Origin of the sequence: Paraburkholderia sp. A1RI_3L (assembly GCF_048957895.1) — a bacterium.
Taxonomy (GTDB): Bacteria; Pseudomonadota; Gammaproteobacteria; order Burkholderiales; family Burkholderiaceae; genus Paraburkholderia; species Paraburkholderia kururiensis.
Window position 1 is genome coordinate 113929 of sequence record NZ_JARCHA010000003.1, and the last position, 19696, is coordinate 133624.

Annotated in this window: 17 protein-coding genes; 5 read left to right on the plus strand and 12 right to left on the minus strand. The window is 65.7% G+C overall.

All coding sequences use genetic code 11. The annotated features are described in order from the left end of the window. Window positions 1-35: 35 nt before the first annotated feature. Both PXJ20_RS10310 and PXJ20_RS10315 read right to left on the minus strand, forming a co-directional pair. Window positions 36-2411, minus strand: a complete 2376-nt coding sequence (locus PXJ20_RS10310; protein WP_421029519.1) for an MCP four helix bundle domain-containing protein — start codon at window positions 2409-2411, stop codon at window positions 36-38. A 285-nt stretch (window positions 2412-2696) separates the two neighbouring features. After that, window positions 2697-4139: a PLP-dependent aminotransferase family protein gene (locus tag PXJ20_RS10315; protein WP_421029520.1), complete on the minus strand. Its 1443-nt coding sequence runs from the start codon at window positions 4137-4139 to the stop codon at window positions 2697-2699. A 293-nt stretch (window positions 4140-4432) separates the two neighbouring features. On the opposite strand from PXJ20_RS10315, the gene PXJ20_RS10320 reads away from it, so the two are divergent. Both PXJ20_RS10320 and PXJ20_RS10325 read left to right on the plus strand, forming a co-directional pair. Then, complete coding sequence (locus tag PXJ20_RS10320; protein ID WP_421029521.1) at window positions 4433-6751, plus strand: FdhF/YdeP family oxidoreductase; 2319 nt, start codon at window positions 4433-4435, stop codon at window positions 6749-6751. A gap of 56 nt (window positions 6752-6807) precedes the next feature. Then, a complete protein-coding gene (locus PXJ20_RS10325; RefSeq protein WP_421029522.1) occupies window positions 6808-7740 on the plus strand; it encodes a bestrophin family protein in 933 nt (310 codons plus the stop codon). A gap of 302 nt (window positions 7741-8042) precedes the next feature. Here the strand turns inward: PXJ20_RS10325 and PXJ20_RS10330 are convergent, their stop codons facing one another. After that, window positions 8043-9233 (minus strand): porin, encoded by a 1191-nt coding sequence (locus PXJ20_RS10330; protein WP_017776397.1) that lies wholly within the window; start codon window positions 9231-9233, stop codon window positions 8043-8045. Window positions 9234-9268: 35 nt separating this feature from the next. Here PXJ20_RS10330 and PXJ20_RS10335 point away from each other — a divergent pair, with 35 nt between their 5' ends. After that, window positions 9269-9424: a hypothetical protein gene (locus PXJ20_RS10335; RefSeq protein ID WP_160167493.1), complete on the plus strand. Its 156-nt coding sequence runs from the start codon at window positions 9269-9271 to the stop codon at window positions 9422-9424. 434 nt (window positions 9425-9858) lie between these two features. Here PXJ20_RS10335 and PXJ20_RS10340 read toward each other — a convergent pair whose 3' ends face one another. From PXJ20_RS10340 to PXJ20_RS10380, 9 genes are all read right to left on the minus strand, one after another. Continuing rightward, window positions 9859-11202, minus strand: coding sequence for an MSMEG_0569 family flavin-dependent oxidoreductase (locus PXJ20_RS10340; RefSeq protein ID WP_421029523.1), 1344 nt, complete (start codon window positions 11200-11202; stop codon window positions 9859-9861). Window positions 11203-11262: 60 nt separating this feature from the next. Next, window positions 11263-11547, minus strand: coding sequence for an MSMEG_0570 family nitrogen starvation response protein (locus PXJ20_RS10345; protein ID WP_017776395.1), 285 nt, complete (start codon window positions 11545-11547; stop codon window positions 11263-11265). Between the two features lie 70 nt (window positions 11548-11617). Beyond that, window positions 11618-12862 (minus strand): MSMEG_0565 family glycosyltransferase, encoded by a 1245-nt coding sequence (locus tag PXJ20_RS10350; protein ID WP_421029524.1) that lies wholly within the window; start codon window positions 12860-12862, stop codon window positions 11618-11620. Beyond that, window positions 12859-13863, minus strand: coding sequence for a sll0787 family AIR synthase-like protein (locus PXJ20_RS10355; RefSeq protein WP_421030927.1), 1005 nt, complete (start codon window positions 13861-13863; stop codon window positions 12859-12861). Before PXJ20_RS10355 ends, PXJ20_RS10350 begins: the two co-directional genes overlap by 4 nt. Before the next feature lie 65 nt (window positions 13864-13928). Then, window positions 13929-14486: an MSMEG_0567/Sll0786 family nitrogen starvation N-acetyltransferase gene (locus tag PXJ20_RS10360; protein WP_126876157.1), complete on the minus strand. Its 558-nt coding sequence runs from the start codon at window positions 14484-14486 to the stop codon at window positions 13929-13931. Window positions 14487-14488: 2 nt separating this feature from the next. Then, the gene (locus tag PXJ20_RS10365; protein ID WP_421030928.1) at window positions 14489-15559 is read right to left on the minus strand and encodes an MSMEG_0568 family radical SAM protein; all 1071 of its coding nucleotides are present in this window, start codon (window positions 15557-15559) and stop codon (window positions 14489-14491) included. Continuing rightward, window positions 15552-16628 (minus strand): Nit6803 family nitrilase, encoded by a 1077-nt coding sequence (locus PXJ20_RS10370; protein ID WP_421029525.1) that lies wholly within the window; start codon window positions 16626-16628, stop codon window positions 15552-15554. Before PXJ20_RS10370 ends, PXJ20_RS10365 begins: the two co-directional genes overlap by 8 nt. 17 nt (window positions 16629-16645) lie before the next feature. After that, window positions 16646-17128 carry an MSMEG_0572/Sll0783 family nitrogen starvation response protein gene (locus tag PXJ20_RS10375; protein ID WP_042303115.1) on the minus strand — a complete coding sequence of 161 codons (483 nt, stop codon included), beginning with the start codon at window positions 17126-17128 and terminating at the stop codon, window positions 16646-16648. Between the two features lie 220 nt (window positions 17129-17348). After that, a complete protein-coding gene (locus PXJ20_RS10380) occupies window positions 17349-17576 on the minus strand; it encodes a hypothetical protein (RefSeq protein ID WP_152495101.1) in 228 nt (75 codons plus the stop codon). On the opposite strand from PXJ20_RS10380, the gene PXJ20_RS10385 reads away from it, so the two are divergent. Both PXJ20_RS10385 and PXJ20_RS10390 read left to right on the plus strand, forming a co-directional pair. After that, a complete protein-coding gene (locus PXJ20_RS10385) occupies window positions 17563-18978 on the plus strand; it encodes a PLP-dependent aminotransferase family protein (protein ID WP_277596415.1) in 1416 nt (471 codons plus the stop codon). The two genes, PXJ20_RS10380 and PXJ20_RS10385, sit on opposite strands and share 14 nt — an antisense overlap. Before the next feature lie 289 nt (window positions 18979-19267). Continuing rightward, entirely contained in the window at window positions 19268-19687 is a 420-nt protein-coding gene (locus tag PXJ20_RS10390) for a secondary thiamine-phosphate synthase enzyme YjbQ (RefSeq protein ID WP_421029526.1), read from the plus strand. The last annotated feature ends 9 nt before the right edge of the window (window positions 19688-19696 follow it).

The window sequence follows — 19696 nt, forward strand, 5'->3', positions numbered from 1 at the left end:
CGCCCCGCGTGACGGGGCCTTCGTCGGGCGCGTGATTAGCTCACGTAGTCCGTGTTCGCGGCCGGGTGTGCCGTCTTTTGCACGCCTACGCTGTCCACCGCCAGATGCCCGGGCAGACACACCACGGTCTGGAAGTGCCGCCAGGCCGCTCCCTTGTTGTTGTCCGTGAAGCGCAGTTCGATGCTGCCGTGCTCGCGCGTGAGGAAGTTGCGCACGGCGTCCATGCCCACGCCGCGGCCCGAGACTTCGGTGACGCGCTCCGCCGTCGAAAAGCCCGGGCGGAAGATGAACTCGGCAATGGCTTCGTCGGAAAGTTCGGCATCTTGATCGATCCAGCCTCGCTCCATCGCGATGCCGCGAATGCGGGCAAGCGCGAGGCCGCGGCCATCGTCGGAAAGCGTGATCTGCAGCACGTGGTTGTCCACGCCGGCTTCGATTTCGATCGTGCCCGCCGCGTGCTTGCCCTGCGCGAGGCGTTCCGCGGCCGCTTCGATGCCGTGGTCCATCGAGTTGCGCACGAGGTGCATGAACACGTTGCGCAGCGTGCCCACGGCCTGGCTGCGCACGCGATAGCCGTTGTCGTCGATGCGCACCTGCGGCGCTTCCTTGCCCAGTTCCTTCGCGAGCGACGGCAGCGACTCCACCACGCCCGAGAGCGCCTTGCCGAACGTTTCGGTGCCGAGCAGCCGCAGCGTGTCGCGCACCGACTCGCGCATCGTCAGCAGGCCGCGCAGGTCGGCCGTGTCCGTCTCTTCGATCAGGCGCAGGCTTTCCTGAATGCGCGCCTTTTCCACCACGAGGTAATGCTCGGGGTTGCCCGCGCCGCCCGGCCCCTTGCGGCCCAGGCTTTCCTCGTTGATCACGGCGTAGCTTTCGATCGCCTCGCGCACGCGCACGAGGTCCTGCATCAGCGCTTCCTGATCCCACTTGTGTTCGCTGTCGGCGCGACGCAGTTCTTCATAGACCTGCTCGGCTTCGTGAACGATGTTGGTGAGGTGCTGGAGGCTATACGTACGCGCATTGCCCTTGATGGTGTGCATGTTGCGGAACAGCTCGGCAATCGCGGAGCCGTCGGGCCGCTCGTACTGGCGGATGATGCGTTCGTTCTCGCTGATGAAGCCCGTCGCGCTTTCCACGAAGTGATGGAACTTCTCCTGGCTCACGGCAAGAATCTCGCCGATCATCTCGAGGCGCCGCTGCTGCTCGCCGGCCTGCGCCGCAAGCTGGCGCAGTTCCGTCACGTCGCGCACGCAGAGCATGAGGCGCACCACCGTGTCGCTTTCGTCGGTGATGGCAGACCACGAGAGGTCGAGAATCTTTTCGCGGCCATCGGCCATGCGCTTCGTGATTTCGTTCACGAGCAGGTGCTGGTTGAACTCGAAGTTGATGCTGTCTTCGCCGAGGCACGCGTGAATCGCGGCATCGACCTGCGAAAGCGCGTCGGAGCCGATGTCCGTGTCGTCGAACACGAGCTTCATGAGCGGCTGGCCCGCAATCTCGGGCGTCTCGAAGATGGTTTCGAGGTACGCCGAGTATTCGGCGTGCACCACGGCGCCGTCCACCACCGTGAGAATGCCTTGCTGCATGTTCTGGAGCATGGCCTGGATGTCGGCGGTCTTCTGCTTCAACTGCGCGGAGCTTTGCTGGATCTTCTCGATCATGCCGTTGAAGGCCACGATGGAGTGCCCGATCTCGTCCATACGGCCCACCGGCACGCGCCGCGTGAAGTCCTGGCTCGACGCGATCTCGCTCATCATCGACTGCATGCGCGACAGTGGCCGCGTGATCTGGCGATAGAGCAAGAGACCAATCACCGTGAGCAGCAGCACCGCGCCGCCCGTCACGCCCGAAATCGCCGTGACGGTGGTGGCGAGCATGCCGTTCAGGCCCGCGATGGCGTCGTCTTTCTGGCGGTTCTTCTCCACGCGCATCGTTTCGACGATGCCTTCCAGTTCGTCGCGATACTGAGCGACGTTCGCAAAGAGATAGGCCTGGGCCAGTTCGTTCTTGCCCGCGGCTTTCATCTTCGCGGTTTCGTCGATGGCCTGGAAATAGTTGGCAAGGCTTTCACGCGCCTGCGTCACCAGCCCGCGCTGCGCGTGGCTCGCGGCGGATTTCTCCTGGATGTCGAGCGCCGTGTGTAGCGCCGTTTCTTTCGCCTTCAACTCGGCTTGCGCCTGCGTCACCATGTTGGCGTCGGGCGCATAGACGAGCGTCATGGTGGCGATCTGCACGTCTTTCACTTCGGAAACCAGATCCGCGGAAGCGAGTGCGCTCGGCACCACGCCCTGCGTGACCTGCTTTACATCGACCGCGCTGCGGCGCGTCTGATACACGGCGTAGCCGCCGATCGCCGACAAGGCGACGAACATCAGAACGACCAGCAACGTAATGCGGTGGCGTATGGTCATGGCACAACTCCCCGTAGCAAGCCTGCTGCTGTCTTGTAGTGGCTCGCGCTTTCTCTTCGCGGAATCGTCGAGCCCCCGGATTATCGGCGAGCGCATGTGACTCGAATGTGACGGTCACGGAGCCGGCAAGCGCCACGCCGCGCAACGGTTTATTGCTTTTCTCAGGCGTAAAGTTTTGGCCGGGACGGCCGTTAACCAAGGCGGTTCTCGGCGTCGATCTGCGTGCCGATTTTGTGCTGCGCGATCGCGCAAACGTTTGCGCAGCACCAACAACGCATAGGTCGCTTATCGCGCCGCTGCCGCCACCAGCCGCCCCACCGCGATCACGGCCTGCTCGATTTCCGGCGACCACGCGTAGCTGTAGTTGAGGCGAATGAAGTGCCCATACCCGCCCTTCGCCGAAAACATGCAGCCCGGCCCCACGGTGATGCCGGCTTCGAGCGCGTCGCGGTACAGCTGCATCGAGTCCACTTTGCGCGGCAACTCGACCCACAGCACGTAGCCGCCCTGCGGCTCTGACGTGCGCGTGCCCTCGGGAAAGAAACGCGCGACCGTTGCTCGCATCAGCTTCGCCTGGTGTGCATAGGCCTGGCGCAAGCGCCGCAGGTGATGGTCGTAGCCGTCGTTCTTCAGATACTCGGCGATGGCGAGTTGGGCAATGGAAGGCGTGGTGAGCGTGTTGAGGAACTTCAGCTTCTCGACCTGATCGCGATAGCGCCCCGGCATGGCCCAGCCGACGCGGTAAGCCGCGGTCAGGCTCTTCGCGAACGATGCGCAGTGCAGCACGATGCCCGCCGTGTCGTACGACTTCAGCGCCGTGGGGTGCACGTCGCCGTAGTGCAGTTCCTGGTACACGTCGTTTTCGATCACGGGCACGTCGTGGCGCGTGAGCAGTTCGACGAGCGCGCGTTTCTTCTCGTCGGGCATCTGGAAGCCGAGCGGATTCTGGAAGTTCGGCATCACCATGCAGGCCGCGATACGGCGCTTCGCGAGCAGGTCGGCGAGTGCGTCGATGTCGATGCCCTCGCGCGGATGCGTAGCCACTTCGATGGCGCGCATGCCCATGCGTTCGATGGCGTGCAGCATCGCGTAGAACGTCGGCGACTCCACGGCGATGGTGTCGCCCGGTTTGGCCACCGCTTGCAGGCAGAGGTTGATGGCCTCCGTGGCGCCTACGGTCACGACGATTTCGCGCGCGTCCACGGGCACGCCGTTCTCCGCGTAGCGCCGTGCGATCTGGCGGATCAGTTCCGGGTGGCCCGGCGGCAGTTCATCGGTCACGCCCCATTGCACCTTGCGGCGCGCGATGTTGTAGGCGTACCGGCTGATCTTCGCCGACGGAAAGCGCGACGGGTCCGGGTAAGGCGAGCCGAGCGGCACGGCCTTGTCCACGCCGATGGAACGCAGCGTGGCGAGCACGAGCCGGCTCACGTCCACCTGGGCCGACACGGCGGCGGGACGTGAGGCGCTCAGGCCCTCCCCGCCCTCGTTTTTCCGTGAAGCCTGCCGCTTGCCGCCCGCCGCGGCCCGCACGAAATAGCCGGACTGCGGACGGCTCTCGATCAGCCCGCGGCTTTCCAGCTGCAGATACGCGCGAATCACCGTCTTGATGCTCACGCGGTACTGCTGGCTGGTCTGCCGCACGGACGGAATGCGTTCGCCCGTACGGAACACGCCGCCGCGAATCTGGGCCTCGACGTCGGCCGTCAACTTTTCGTAGAGCTTCAACGCTTGCCTCGTTTCGTTGGACTTGCCTGCGCCATGAGGGGAAAGCGCCAGGGAGTACAGTGCGCGCCCGCAACGTGCGCGCCTGCCGAACTGTACTCCTTGAACCGCCTGCGATGTGTGCGCCTTGCACCGGCCCCGCCGCCATTAACCTTCGCTCACTGACAAAGCGCCCGCGACATTTCGGCACGCGGCTACAAGCCGCCATCGGGCGCGGCTGGTCGCGGCTAGTCGCGACCGGTGGCCATCAATAAGGCCGCACCCACCCGCGCGGCACCAGGCAACGGAGCACACACATGGCAGAGTCGAAACCCCGCGCACGCATTGCGCCCTACCATCAGCCCGCCGCAGGCTGGGGCGCGCTCAAGCACGTCGCCATCAGCCTCGTGAAAGAAAAGGTGGCGGGCGGCAAGTACCGCACGCTCTTCCGGCAGAACCAGCCCGACGGCTTCGACTGCCCCGGCTGCGCCTGGCCCGACCGCCAGCACACGTCCACCTTCGAGTTCTGCGAAAACGGCGTGAAGGCCGTGGCCGCGGAAGCCACCTCGAAGCGCGTCACACCCGCGTTGTTCGCCGCGCACACCGTCGAAGCGCTGATGCAAGAGAGCGACTACGAACTCGAACAGCACGGCCGCCTCACCGACCCGATGGTCTACGACGCACTCGCCGACCGCTACGTGCCCATCTCGTGGGACGGCGCGTTCGCGCTGATCGCGCGGCACCTGAACGCGCTGGATACCCCGCACGAAGCCGCGTTCTACACCTCGGGCCGCGCGAGCAACGAGGCCGCGTTCCTCTATCAGTTGTTCGTGCGCCTGTACGGCACCAACAATTTCCCCGACTGCTCGAACATGTGCCACGAGGCCACGAGCCGCGGGTTGCCCGGCACCGTAGGCATCGGCAAAGGCACGGTCACGCTCGACGACTTCGAGCACGCGGACACGCTCTTGATCTTCGGCCAGAACCCCGCCACCAACCATCCGCGCATGTTGGGCGAGTTGCGCGAATGCGCGCGCCGCGGCGCCACCATCGTCTCGATCAATCCGCTGCGCGAGCGCGGCCTGGAACGCTTCGCGAGCCCGCAGCATCCTGTCGAGATGCTCACGCTCGGCAGCACGCCTATCGCCTCCACGTTCATCCAGCCGAAGGTGGGCGGCGACTTCGCGCTCATCAAAGGCGTCGCCAAACGCGTGCTCGAACTGGACGACGCAGCGCGCGACGCGGGCACGCCGCGCGTGCTCGACCTCGACTTCATCGCCACGCACACCTCGAGCTTCGACGCCTTCGCCCGCGATCTACGCGCCGAAAGCTGGCCGCTGATCGAGGAAGAATCGGGCGTGCCGCGCGAGCAGATCGAAGGGCTTGCGCGTATTTACGCGAACGGCAAGCGCGTGATCGCGACCTGGGGCATGGGGCTCACGCAGCACAAGCGCTCGGTTCAGACCATCCAGATGCTCTCGAACCTCATGATGATGCGCGGCAATATCGGCCGCGAAGGCGCGGGCCTGTGCCCCGTACGCGGTCATTCGAACGTGCAGGGCAACCGCACGGTGGGCATCGAAGAAAAGCCCACGCAGGCGTTTCTCGATCGCTTAGGCCGCGTGTTCGGCTTCGAGCCGCCGCGCGAGCACGGCTACGACGTCGTGGAAACCATCGAGGCGATGCTTGCGGGCCGCATCAAGGTGTTCGTGAGCCTGGGCGGCAATTTCTCGATCGCGACGCCCGACACGCCGCGCACCTGGGACGCGCTGCGCGCCTGCGACCTCACGGTGCACATCGCGACCAAGCTCAACCGCAGCCATCTCGTGCACGGCAAGGCGGCGCTGATCCTGCCCACGCTCGGCCGCACCGAAGTGGATCTGCAAGGCGGCGTTGCACAGGGCGTCACGGTGGAAGACTCCATGAGCATGGTCCACATCTCGTACGGCATGAACACGCCCGCGTCGCCGAATCTGATGTCGGAAACGGCGATCGTCGCGCACATGGCGCACGCCACGCTCGGCAGCGCGAAGGTGGACTGGCTGGCCTACGCCGCCGACTACGCGCGCATTCGCGACGCCATCGAGCAGTCGATTGCGGGCTTCGAGCGCTACAACGAACGCGTGGCGCAGCCGGGCGGCTTCCATCTGCGCGTGGCCTCGCGCGAGCGCGACTGGCAGACCGCCACGGGCAAGGCCAATTTCGTGGCGCACCCGCTCGACACGGACACGCCCGTGCATCGCGCGAAACGTCTCTACGGCGAACGCGTGATGACGCTCATGACCACGCGCTCGCATGACCAGTACAACACCACCATCTACGCGCTGGACGACCGCTATCGCGGCGTGTTCGGCCAGCGCCGCGTGGTGTTCATCCACGCGGCGGACCTCGCGATGCTCGGCTTCAAGGCGGGCGACTGGGTCGACCTGACCACCGTCTGGGACGACGGCATCGAGCGGCGCGCGGACGGCTTCCTGCTCGTGGAGTACGACATTCCGCGCGGCTGCATCGGCGCCTATTACCCGGAAACGGATCCGCTCGTGCCGCTTTCGAGTGTGGCCGACGTGTGCAACACGCCTACGTCGAAGTCGGTGCCGGTGCTGCTGCATCGGTCGGCTGTGCAGGCTGCTGCCTGAATGCACGAGTCCATGAGTCCGCAGGAACATGACGCGGTGACACGAGAGGTACAGCCATGATCGTTCGTCCGCAGCAACACTGGCTGCGCATGCTGTTCGTCTGGAACGGCTCGGTGCTTCAGGCCATCATGCCGCAGCTTGCGATCATGCTGGCCGTGAGCGTGCTCGCCGTTGCCACGGGCGGCCGCATACTCGGCGAAAAGATTCTGCTGAGCACGGCGCCATTCACACTGTGCGGCGTCGCGCTCACGATCTTTCTCGCGTTTCGCAACAACCGCAGCTACGACCGCTACTGGGAAGCACGCACGTTGTGGGGCAACCTGCTGATCGCGGCGCGCACACTGACGTCGCAGACGCTCGCCTATGTGCCAACGGGTTCGCACGAAGGCTCGCAGCAGTTCGACCGCGACGCGTTCGTGCGCTCGCTCATTGCGTTCGCCTATGCGCTCAAGCATCAACTGCGCAACACCGACCCGTACGACGACCTCGAACCCCTTGTGGGCGCCACGCGCGCCATTGCGCTGAAGGGGCGGCAGTATCGGCCGGTCGCGATCCTCAATGATCTGCGCACGACGCTCGGCGGTCTGCACCAGCGGGGCACGCTGGGCGCCGCGCCGCTCTGGATGCTCGACGCGCAGTTGAACGAACTCGAAAAGATCGTGGGCGGCTGCGAGCGGATTGCCTCCACACCCATTCCGTTCGCCTATGGCGTGCTGCTGCATCGCACGGTCTACGCGTATTGCTTTCTGCTGCCGTTCGGCCTTGTGGCGTCGCTGGGTGCGTTCACGCCACTCATCGCGGTGTTCGTCTCGTACACGCTGATTGCGCTCGAAGCCATTGCAGGCGACATCGCCGAGCCCTTCGGCACGGCACCGAACAATCTCGCGCTCGATGCGCTGACGCGCAACATCGAACGCTCGCTGCTGGAGTTGTGCGATGAGCCGGTGCCGGCCGAGGTAGTACCGGGGCCGAAGTATCGGATTACTTGAGCGGTTGTGGAAGCGCACGTAGAGAGCCGCAATGAAGCAGACGTCAACCGCACCGCTTTCCTGCGCCCTGCAATGAATAAACAATGAACAAAAAAACCCCAACGCCGCAGCGTTGGGGTGACAGAGGTATGAAACACGTTCAACCACGGGTATGAGTGAACGCGATTCAACGTTAGATCATTGCGCGTCCTGCACATAGGCCGTAATCTGAAAATCAGTATTCCATACGAGACTGGAATCCCGGAAATGGATCGTCCACAGGCGCCACGAACGCGCGGTTCGAGCGAGCAGCCGATTAGACGTCAGAACTGCGTCATGATGCCGGCAAATGCCCCGAACTGCCCCTTGCCGTAGTTGGGATTGGTGTTGTCGCCACCGTTGACGGGGTCGTTGTTCGCATTGGCTCCGTACGGGTCGCTATAGCCGTTGCCGAGACCGATGTTCGACGTTGAACTGTTGTGCACGTAGCCCAGCTCCGAGTACAGGAAGGTACGGCGCGACAGGTTGTAGGTGCCGGCCAGCGTGTACATGGTCGCGTTGCCGTTACCGTTGTTCGCGTTGGCGTGGTAGACGGCGGCGGTGAGTGCGGCGTCTGTCGTGACCTGCCAGGCGGCGCCGAGCCATTCGTGGTTGACCGCGGTAGGTAGCGACGTGCCGCCCGGCAGCGTGGTGGGCGTGGCGGTGCCGAAGTAGCCGGCGTTGGATGCGTCCGGTGCGCTCAGGTGCTGGAAGCCGGCATAGACCTTGACCGGCCCGAACGTGACAGTGCCACCGGCCAGTATCGAGCGCGACGCCAGGTACACGTTGCTGAACTGGCCATTCGGATCGCGAATTTCGTCATAGATAGCCTGCAGCTCGAAATTAGACGCGTTGTACTGCGCCTTGAGGCCGTCCGAACGCCCTTGCGCGCTGCCGAGCCCGGTCGACGTACCGAGTTGGCCCGGCGCGCTGCCCGGGCTGCCGGCGTTCCATGTATTGGCGTTCGTGAGGTCGTACTGGCCTTTGAGCGTGAGGCCGCCGAACGATGCCGTCGTGTACTCGAGACCATTGCCCGCCTGCGACCAGTTGCGGCCGCGCACCAGCGTCGAGATCGCGTAGGCCTGCATCACCTGCGGGTCGAGGTCCCAGCTGTCCTGCTCAATTTCGCCGGCGCCGAAGTTCCCCATCTTGAACGTACCGTAGGTCTCGTTCGAAAGGCCTACCGTTGCGGCTCGACCGAACAGCGACCCGTTGCCGTACGAGCCGTTCTGCGTGTTCAGCCCCATTTCGAGCTGGAAGATCGCCTTGGTGCCCCCACCCAGGTCTTCCGCGCCCTTGATGCCGAACTCGCTTTCGCCCCAGTCACCGCTTTCGGCGCTGATCTGCGAGCCCTTCGGCAGCCCCGATTCGTACTGGACGCCGTTGTCGATACGGCCGTACAGCGTGACGCTGCTTTGGGCCGAAGCCGCAGTCGCCATTGCGCCCAGGAGGGCCGCCAGAATGGTCTTTTTCACTATGGTCTCCTAAATAGATGAAAAGAAAAAGGCGAATGATTGAAGTCGCCGGGAAAGATTTGTTTGTATGGCGCGAGGCGGATTATAGATTTGCGCCCCTGGCGCTAGATGACCGCGCGGCCCTGGAAGAAATACCGATGCTGGATTCGTTGATTAACGCTTGTGGCTGGTGTAATGCGGCGGATATTTAATTTTGGAAGTCGACCGTAATTTATTTTTCGCAGACAAAACAGTGACTTTTACTTGATCACGTAATCACACTCTATAAAAATAAATTTAGCTTCATTGAAATGACAGGTTTTTCATTTCTCTGATGCGGTCAAGCTCGCCTGAAAATGGCGATCGACGTGCCCGGCGTTTGGATTCCTGCCCGCGATTGTGGTGCGGGCGCAACTTGTCCGACAACGGACGCACGGCTAGCGCGGCGCCCCGTGTCGTGCCGCGCCGTGTCGTGTCGTGTCCACTCCGCTAGCGCACTGCCGGAAGGTTATCCCCAGTTTTTGTTGGCAAGACTGTGGACAACCTGCGGGTACGTGCCGTAAGTGCCTGATCCGAAACCCATGTGCGGCTTGCGCGCAAACATAGGCGCCGCGGCGATCGAAGCACGACGGCGCGGCGGTGAAGCTCAGGCCGCCGCCCGCTCGGCCTGGCTGGCGGGCGGCTCGTCTGCCCTGCCCGCCTCGCTGCGGATAGCCTCCACCACATAAGCCGCGTCGCGCGCGATGCCCGAAAACCGCCCCGAGCCCCACGTATGCAGCCACGGCAGTCCGACGAAATAGAGCCCCGGCAGCGGCGTGACGCCGCGCACATGCGAGGGGTAGCCGCGGCCGTTGAACACCGGCGCGTCGAGCCAGCTGAAGTCGGGCGTAAAGCCGATGCACCAGACGATGGCCGCGATGCCGCTCGCGGCAAGGTCCAGCGTGGTGCGCTCCGCGCCCGGCCGCCAGAGCGGCTCGTACGGTGAGCCAGGCGGCGCGTCGATACTGCTCTTTTCGATAAACGCGTCGATGCTCGCGTTGATGCGGTTGTAGGTGTCGTCGGCGCTGTCGAGGCTCGCGCCAAGATTCGCTTCGAAGTGCAATTGCCCCGCGCGCAGGTCATGCAGGCGGCCGTATAGCTCCATGCCTTCGCGCGCGAACTTGCGCAGGTCGATGTCGCGACCGCCGTCGCGGCCCGTCACGTAGTGGTTGGTGTTGTCGCGCACGCCCTCGCGCAACGGATGCTGCTCCACCGGCATGTCGTAGTAGCCCATGTCCGCGAGCCAGTCCACCACGTCGCGCCCGCGGTAGAAGCGCGCGCAGCGCGGCGCGTCGCCCACGGCCAGGAACACCTTGCGGCCCGCGAGGTGCAGATCTTCGGCAATCTGCGCGCCCGACTGGCCCGAGCCCACCACGAGCACCGCGCCCGCGGGCAGCAACTGCGGGTTGCGATATTCGGCCGAGTGCAGTTGCACGATGTGCGCGGGCACGCGCTCGGCCATGCGCGGAACGATGGGCGTGTGGTAGCCGCCCGAGGCCACCACGACATGGTCCGCTGTGAAGTCGCCGCGGTCCGTCGTGACGGCATAGCGGCCCAGGGTCGGGCCCTGTCCCTGTGCGTGGGAGCCCGCGAGCTTCACACGCCTCACGCCCGTGTGTTCGAGCACCGGCGCATCCACGGCGGCCACGAAGCCGTCCAGGTACGCGACGATCTCGTCTTTCTTCATGAAGCCGTGCGGGTCGGCCCCGTTGTAGGAATGCCCCGGCAACGCACATTGCCAGTTCGGCGTGACGAGGCAAAACGTGTCCCAGCGCTGGTCGCGCCACGTGTGGGTAACGGTGTGCTTTTCGAACACGAGATGATCGATGCCCGCCTGCTGGAGGAAGTAGCTCACCGAGAGCCCCGCCTGCCCGCCGCCCACGACGATCACGCTGTAATGGCCCGGCTCGCCGGCCGCGCCGGGGCGTTGGGTGGAAAGAGATGTCGACATGACGGAGTCCTGCCTCGCTGAATGACGGTTGAGAATGGCGCTTGCCGTTACGGTTACGCGCTAGCGCAACGCGATGACGGTGACCGCGGCATCGGCCACACCGGCGAAGCCCGCGGCGGTCTGCTCGATTTGCGCGAGCTGGTCCATGGCCGCGGAACACGCGAAGCCGTACTTCTCGCGCACGCGCTCCGAGCCGATGTGCAACGCTCGCCGCGCGCGCTCGACGAAGTCTTCGAGCGCATAGCGCTGGCCCGGCGCGAAGAAATCGCCGACCACGGTGGAAGGCGAATAGCAGTCGGCCTCGCTGCCGTCGGGCCAGCGGACGAGGAAATGCATGACGGGCATGAGGTGCTCCTGTGATGGTTTAACGAGAGGACTGGGGCAAGGGTCTCAAGCAACGGCCTCAAGCAACGGCTTAACGCACTGCGAGCCTTCGCTCGGCGAGCCACGCTCCGTAGATCTGCAAATGGCATCGCGCGCTCGCCGCCCAGCTGAAGCGATCGAGCAGCGCGGGCACGGCCTGCGTGAAGTCGATTCCGCCGCGCGCGTGCAGCGCACGGCGCAGCGCGCCCGCGATGGACTGCGCATCGAGCGGATTGGCCCACACGCAGACGCGCTCGTCGAGGTATTCGGTGAACGGCGCAATGCGCGAGACCACCACGGGACGGCCGCACGCAAGCGCCTCCAACACCACGAGGCCGAAGCCCTCGCGCACGGAGACCATCGCGACCACGTCCGCGCTGCGGAACAGCGCGGGCATGTCGGCATCGTCCACGGTGCCGGTCAACACCACGGCTGCGCCGCGCCCGATGCGCAGCCCGCACGCCGCCGCCCGCGCCGCGAACTGCCGCGCGTACGCATCGTGGTCGAGCAGGCTTGCGCCGCCCGCAATCACGAGTTGTGCGGCGGGCGCCGTTTGCCGCAAGCGTGCGAACGCTTCCAGCAGCATCAGCGTGTTCTTGCGCGCCTCCACGCCGCCCACGGCGAGCACCACCGGGCCACCTTCCTTCGTGATGCCGAGGCGTTGTCGCACGGCGTGGTCTTCGTCGGCGGGCGCGGTGCAAAAGCGTTCGACGTCCACGCCATTGGGCACGGTCAGTGCCGCCACGCCGTGATCGCGCTGCATACGCTGCGCCCATGCATCGCTCACGCAGAGCACCACGTCCGCGTCGTGCCACGCGCGCCGCTGCCAGTGTTCGAGGCGCAAGTCGTCGAATACGTCGAGGTGATGCACCGTGCGCACGAAGCCTGCGATGTGCCCTTCTTCCTTCAACTGCGCGAGCGCATTGCCGCTGATGCTGTCGCCCGCATGCAGGATGTCGAAATGAGCGGCACCGCGTTCGAGCAGCACATCGAGCAGTGCACGCCTTAACGCAGCGATGCGTGTTTCGACCATCGCCACCGTGTTCGCGGGCCGGTCCGTCACACGCGCGAGCACCACGCGGCAAGGCGTGTCGCGAAACATCGTCTCGCCTTGGGCGGCGGGCGCGAACACGGTCACGTCGCACCCTTCGTCATGCAGCGCACGCGCAAGCTCCAGCGTATGCACCACACCGCCGCGCGGATTCACGGAGTGTGTGAAAAGCGCCACACGCAACGCGCGGGCGGAAAGCGGTACGGGCGGCACCGTCGACGGCAAGGACGCAAGCCGATCGTTCATGACGGCCGCCGCTCGCGAGACGCAGGCAGAATGAACGGCGCATCGCGCAGGTCCCAGAGCAACGCGGCATCGCCGCGCTGCGTTACCGCGACTTCGCGCGTTGCATCCACGGTGCCGATCACGGCGCAAGCGAGCGACCGCCCGGCAAAGCGCGCGAGCACGGCATCGACGTGCGGCTCGCGTACCGAAAGCAGAAAGCCATAGCTCGGAAACGCGGTAAGCCAGCGTTCGAAGTCCGCGGCCGACTGCACGAACGCAGGGCGCGGAATCGCATCGAGATCGATACGCGCGCCCACGCCCGAGCATTCGAGCAACATGAGCGCCGTGCCCAGCGTGCCGGCCATGCTGATGTCCTTGGCCGCATCGCAATGTCCGTCCTCGGCCAGTTGCGGCAGCAGTTCGAGGTCTGCGCGCAACCGTTCGCCGGGCGCGCCCACCGAGGCATTCCAGAACGGATACGGTTCTTCGTACCGACCGCGCAGGTCGACGGCCATGACGAGACGATCGCCCGGCTTTGCATTGAAGCTGGAGAGCAACGCCTTCGCACGACCCACGATGGACACCGCCAGTTGCGCCGCACCGCTGCGCACGTTGCTGTGGCCGCCCACCACGGGCACGCCGTAGGCCACGGCCGCCGCGGCGAGCCCTTCGAGCACGGGCTGCGCAGCGGCTACGCCGTCGCTCCACAGCGCATCCACGACCGCGAGTGGCCGGCCGCCCATCGCGTAGATGTCGCTCACGTTGACCATCACGCCGCTGTAACCCGCGAACCACGGCATCGCCGCCACGAAGTCGCCCACCATGCCCTCGATGGCGAACAGCAGATAGCCGTCGCCGTCCGCGATGGCCGCACAGTCGTCGCCCACGGCAACGACCTGCGCGAGATCACGTGAACCATTCGGCAAGCGCTGGGCGAGCGCGCCCACCACGTCCGCGATGTCGGTCTTGTGCGCGAAGCCGCGGCTCGCACGCAACCGCTCGACGAGCGCGGCAAGGTTCAGCTCATTGTTCAGCTCATCGTTCAGCGCATTGAGCGGGAACACCTGCGCGGTTGGCGTCGCGTTCATCACGCGCCCCTCGACGCCACCACGAACCCTGCCTGCGGCGCATGGCACGGCGGGTAATGCGCAAGCTGCGCCTGCATCAGCCGATGTGGCCGCCCGAAAATGGCCTCCTCGGCCAGCGAGTCCCAATGCAGCCGCTCGAAAAGCGGCACGTTCTGGCTCTGCACGTGCGCGAGAAACGTGGTGCAGCCGAGCGCGTGCGCGCTCGTCACCGCGAGTTGAATGAGCGTCGTGCCGATCTTGCCGTGCCGGCGAAATGCCGCGTGCACGGCGAGCCGCGAACCCAGCCACACGCCAGGCTCCGTTTCGTGGATGCGCACGGTGCCCACCACCTGGTCGGGCAAACCCGCCATGCAACTGACCGCGACGAGCAGTTGCGCGTGCTCGTCCACGGCGTCGCGATCGTCGCCAGGGAAGATGCCTTGTTCGATGCAGAACACCGCGCGGCGCAGCTTGTACGCCTCGTTCGCTTCCCACGGCAGCGTGACCCATTTCACGCGATACGCCGTGGGCGCATAGGCGAGCGGCAGGGCATCCGGTTCGGTGGTCTCGCAGAGCACGGTCACCCCTCGTAGGACGAAAGCGACGAGCACGCACCGCACTTCGCGCAGCCGGCCTTGATCTCGGCCGAGCGCATGCCGGCCTCGCGCAACATCGCACCGAGCGGCTCCAGCACGGACCGCATAAACGCGGGCGACGGCGCCGGATGATCTTCGAGCGGCGTGCCGCTGATCGGCACGAACGGCACCACGAACGGATACACGCCGAGCGCGATCAGGTCGCGCGACATCGCGAGAATCGCCTCGGCGCTGTCGCCCAGCCCCGCGAGGATGTAGGTGCTGACCTGGGCGCGGCCGAATACGGCGACAGCGGCCTCGAAGGCCTGCATGTAGCGGGTCATCGGCACGCTTGCCTTGCCCGGCATGATGCGTTCGCGCAGCTCGGGCGTGACCACTTCCAGATGCATGCCGAGCGTGTCGATGCCGCTCGCCTTCATGCGTTCGAACCAGCGGTCGTCGTCGGGCGGCTCGCATTGGGCCTGGATCGGCAGATCGACTGCGGCCTTGATCGCAAACGCGCTTTCGCAGAGCACCTGCGCGCCGCGGTCTGAAGTGGGCGGCGTGCCGGTGGTGAGCACCATGTGCTTCACGCCGTCCAGCAACACGGCCACGCGCGCCACTTCCGCGAGTTGTTCGGGCGTCTTGCGCGCAATGGTGCGGCCCGCCGCGAGCGACTGCCCGATCGCGCAGAACTTGCAGGCCTTGCGGCGGCTCTCGTAGCGGATGCAGGTTTGCAGCACCGTGGTGGCAAGCACGTCGGCGCTGTGCAGCGTGGCGATCTGCGAGTACGGCACGCCATCCAGCGTCTGCAGCGCGTAGAAGCGCGGCGCCTTCGGAAAACGGATGCTCGCCACGGGAATCGTGCCGCGCAGCAGCGTGCTCGTGCCCGAGGCGTCGGGCGCACTCGCCACGAACGGCGAGTGCCAGGCGCTGCTCGTATGCACGGGCACCATGACCGTGACGCCGTCCACCGTCACGGCCTTGTGGTCCGACGGACCCGCGCCGCCGCGCCGGCTTGCGGCGCCCGCATGGGGATCGGCAAGACGCAGGCCGCTCGACTGCAGCTCAGTCATCAATTGCCGGCTCGCGGCCGGCAAGGTCTCTCTGGCGTTCATCGCGTTCTCCACGGAAGCCGGTGTCGAAAAATGAGGTGCCCACTGATGAGGTGCCCACTGCACCCTCGCGCGCGGCTGACATGGGCATGGGCATGAGCGGCGCGGCAGGCCGGTCGTTGATGGCGAGGCTCAGCAGTTCGGGGCGCGCGTAGTGGCCCACCGAATCCATCATGCGTTTTCGCTTGGTGATGAGCGCGAGGTCGAGGTCCGCCACCACCATGCCTTCGCCTTCGGTGAGCGGCGCGGCCAGATGCTGGCCTTCGGGCGAGACGATCGCCGTCATGCAGCCGCCGCGCAGCGCCTTCTGAAGCTTCGGGTCGGCGGTGACGGATTCGATCTGCGCGTCCGTGAGCCAGCCCGTGGCATTGACCACGAAGCAGCCCGCTTCGAGCGCGTGATGCCGGATGGTGACCTCGATCTGCTCGGCGAAGATGGGGCCCACGAGCGAGCCCGGGAACTGGCTGCAATGAATCTCTTCGTGCTGCGCCATCAACGCGTAGCGCGCGAGCGGGTTGTAGTGCTCCCAGCACGCGAGCGCGCCCACGCGGCCCATCGCGGTCTGCGCGACCTTCAGGCCGGCGGCGTCGCCCTGCCCCCAGATCATGCGTTCGTGGAAAGTGGGCGTGATCTTGCGGCGCTTGAGCAGCAGCGTGCCGTCCGTATCGAAGATCAGCTGCGTGTTGTAGAGGCTGCCGTGATCGCGTTCGCTCACGCCGAGCACCACCACCATTGCATGCCGGCGTGCCCGCGCGGCGACCGCTTCGGTCACGGGGCCCGGCACGACAACCGCTTCCTCGTAGAGCCGCATGTGGTCCGCGCCCGATGCCACGGGCGGCCGCACGAACGAAAAGTACGGGTAGTACGGCACGAAGGTTTCGGGAAAGACGATGAGCTGCACGCCCTTGCCCGCGGCTTCGTCGATCGCGGCGCACACCTTTTCGAGCGTGCCCGCCGCGCTGTGCAGATCAGGCGCGATCTGCACGGCAGCGGCGCGCACGGTGCGGCTCGCGCTTCGTTGTTCCGCCATGATGGCCCCCGCGCGACTCAGACGGTCCACGTATGGATGATCAGCGCGTCGGCCTTGCGGTGCAGCAGTTGCAGGTCCAGCACGTCGAGCGGATTGATGGGGCGAATGCCTTCGATCAGCGACGCCTCGCCGTGCCCATAGAGCGCCTGCAACGCGAAGCGGCACGCGTAGACCTTGCCGCCCTCCTCCATGAACTTCACGAGCTGCTTGTTGAAGTTGAGGTGGCCCGGAAACGCTTCGTCGCCCAGCGTGGGAAAACCGCGCTGCAAGCCGAGCGTGACGCCGGGGCCGTAGAGCAGTACCGACGTCTCGAAGCCCTTGCGCTGCAGCCGCGTGGCCTGCAACAGGTTGACGAAGCCGATGGAGCCTTCGAACGCCACCGTGTGGAACGTGACGAGCGCCTTCTCGCCGGGCTCCGCCTTCACGTCCTCGAACACCTTCTCTTCGTAATCGACCAGAAAATCGCCGTTCTTGTGAAGCGGTTGATTGACAGCGGGCATGGCTCTCTCCGATTTATCGCATGGGTTGTGCGGTTTTGCCGGGTTTGCGGATATTGCGGTTATCCCGGTTAATTCCCGTAACCGGCGCGACTAATAACGCAACGGATATGCCAATCACTGGCCCGCAAAATGCAATCAATTCCCAATCAAGCAAAGCCGAAGTCGCAAGGCGAACCGAAAAATTTTTGCGAAGGCCTGTGGCGGCGGGTGGGCGGCCGTTTCAGGCCATCCGGCGAGGCGCGAGGCGTGCACCCAGAGTGCGCGCCGCGACATTCTGTCGCGCGCCGATGGTGCGCGGCACGCCGAAACCGTGCATTGAACCGATCAATGCGATCAATGAGAGAAATGAAAGCAATCTGATTTTATTTTTATGAATATCGCGTGCTATCGTGAATTGAACCGCGAGCGTGCGGCAAAGAGGAAATTCATCGGTTATGGACAGTCTCACGCAGAATCTCACGCAGAGTCTTGCGCATCACTGGCATAAAAGGCTGGCCGAAAGCCGTAAGCCTGCTTATCTGGCCATTCCCGATCTGATCGAGGAAGACCTGGCGAGCGGCCGGCTGCGGCCACGCGATCGCCTGCCGGGCCTGCGCGACCTCGCCGCCGCGCTCGCGCTCAACTACACGACGGTCGCGCGCGCCTACGCGGAAGCGCGCAAGCGCGGGCTATTGGATGCGCGCGCCGGCAGCGGCACGTTCGTGCGCGGCAAGACGCAGACCTTGCCGCTGGCGGGCGGCAGCAGCGTCGAGATGTCGATGAACATGCCGCCCGAGCCGCCTGAACTCGCGGCACGGCTTGCCGCGTCCGCCGCGAGCCTGCTCGCCGAAACGGACCCGTACCGGCTGCTGCGCTATCAGGACTTCGGCGGCACCGCGGCAGACCGTGCCGCGGGCCGCGAGTGGCTGCGCATGCGGTTGCCAGACTGCAAAGACGAGACGGTGCTCGTCTGCCCCGGCATTCACAGCGCGCTGGTGGCGCTCGTCTCGCAGTTCGCGCGGCCCGGCGACACGATCTGCCTCGACGCGCTCGCCTATCCCGGCATCAAGGCCATCGCCTCGCAACTGGGCGTGCGTCTGCAGGCGCTGGCGCGCGACGAGGAAGGCCCGCTGCCGCACGCGTTCGAGGCGCTCTGCAAGTCGGAGAAGCCGGGCGCCTTCTACTGCAACCCGACATTGCAGAACCCGAGCACGCTCACGCTTTCCACGCAGCGGCGCGAGGCGCTCGCCGACGTCGCGCTGCGCTACAGCGTGCCGATCATCGAAGACGACGCCTACGCGATGCTGCCCGAGACCGCGCCCGTCGCGCTCGCCACGCTCGCGCCCGAACTGACGTGCTACGTCACGGGGCTCGCGAAGACGCTGGGCGCGGGGCTGCGCGTGGCGTATCTCTCCATGCCCACAGCGCGGCAGGCGCAACGCATTGCGGGCGCGCTGCGCGCCACCACCGTCATGCCCAGCCCGTTCACGGCGCTGCTCGCCACGCAATGGATCAACAACGGCACGGCGCACGACATGCTGCGCGCCATTCGCACGGAAGCGAACGCGCGCCAGGCCATTGCCGCGCAAACGCTCACCGCGTGGCCCTACGACGCGCATCCCGACGGCTTCCACCTGTGGCTGCCCATTGCGCCGCAGTGCGATTGGGCCGCGTCCGAACTGGCGCTGCATTTGCGCAACCAGGGCATTGGTGCCGTGGCGGGCGCGGCGTTCTCCACGGACGGCAACGCGCCCAATGCGATCCGCGTGTGCCTGGGCGGTCCGCAAGATCGCGCCGACTGCCGCGAAGCGTTGCAGCGCATCGCGGATACGCTCGACGATCCGCATCATCTGCACATGCCGATGATGTAGGTGAGGCCGGGGTACGCGGCCTGGTGTGCGGCCATGCATCAGGCCGCACACCAGGCTGCACACCAGGCCGCGCGCGAGCGCCGGTCACGCGACCGGGCGCGCTGTTTGCGCATCGCGTGCTGGTTGCAGCACACCACACCCCATGCGTACGACTGGCGCGGGCTTCCCGTATCATGGCCCGCACCCTTCGCGGTTCGGGCCAACGCGCACCAACACCCACCAGCGCGCGGCAACCCACGCGCGCCGCGGGCCGCACGTCCGCACCTTCGCACGTTCAAAAGGCACTCCCATGCGCCAGGCTATTCATCATCTGCAACTGCGAGCCCCCGCGCGCGGGCTCGTGGAATTCACGCGGCAAGTGCGCGCGTTCGTCGAAGAGACGTCGATCGAGACCGGGCTCTTGACCGTGTTTTGCCGCCACACGTCGGCGTCGTTGCTGATTCAGGAGAACGCGGACCCTTCCGTGCAGCGCGATATCGAGCGCTACTTCGCCACGCTCGCGCCCGAAGATGCATCACGCTACGAGCACGACACCGAAGGCCCCGACGACATGCCCGCGCACCTGCGCACCGCGCTCACGCAGGTGCAGCTTTCCATTCCGGTTGAGCACGGCGAGCCCGTGCTCGGCACCTGGCAAGGGCTCTATCTGTTCGAGCACCGGCGTCACCCGCAGTCGCGCGAGATCGTGCTGCATCTGATCGGCGAGTGAGTCTCTCGT

Bases quoted from the DNA above. Each gene is read 5' to 3' on its own strand.
- PXJ20_RS10390 (WP_421029526.1), top strand. From the start codon at position 19,268: ATGCGCCAGGCTATTCATCATCTGCAACTGCGAGCCCCCGCGCGCGGG.
- PXJ20_RS10310 (WP_421029519.1), bottom strand. From the start codon at position 2,411: ATGACCATACGCCACCGCATTACGTTGCTGGTCGTTCTGATGTTCGTC.
- PXJ20_RS10340 (WP_421029523.1), bottom strand. From the start codon at position 11,202: ATGTCGACATCTCTTTCCACCCAACGCCCCGGCGCGGCCGGCGAGCCG.
- PXJ20_RS10375 (WP_042303115.1), bottom strand. From the start codon at position 17,128: ATGCCCGCTGTCAATCAACCGCTTCACAAGAACGGCGATTTTCTGGTC.
- PXJ20_RS10325 (WP_421029522.1), top strand. From the start codon at position 6,808: ATGATCGTTCGTCCGCAGCAACACTGGCTGCGCATGCTGTTCGTCTGG.
- PXJ20_RS10350 (WP_421029524.1), bottom strand. From the start codon at position 12,862: ATGAACGATCGGCTTGCGTCCTTGCCGTCGACGGTGCCGCCCGTACCG.
- PXJ20_RS10385 (WP_277596415.1), top strand. From the start codon at position 17,563: ATGGACAGTCTCACGCAGAATCTCACGCAGAGTCTTGCGCATCACTGG.
- PXJ20_RS10365 (WP_421030928.1), bottom strand. From the start codon at position 15,559: ATGACTGAGCTGCAGTCGAGCGGCCTGCGTCTTGCCGATCCCCATGCG.
- PXJ20_RS10335 (WP_160167493.1), top strand. From the start codon at position 9,269: ATGATTGAAGTCGCCGGGAAAGATTTGTTTGTATGGCGCGAGGCGGAT.
- PXJ20_RS10345 (WP_017776395.1), bottom strand. From the start codon at position 11,547: ATGCCCGTCATGCATTTCCTCGTCCGCTGGCCCGACGGCAGCGAGGCC.
- PXJ20_RS10320 (WP_421029521.1), top strand. From the start codon at position 4,433: ATGGCAGAGTCGAAACCCCGCGCACGCATTGCGCCCTACCATCAGCCC.
- PXJ20_RS10370 (WP_421029525.1), bottom strand. From the start codon at position 16,628: ATGGCGGAACAACGAAGCGCGAGCCGCACCGTGCGCGCCGCTGCCGTG.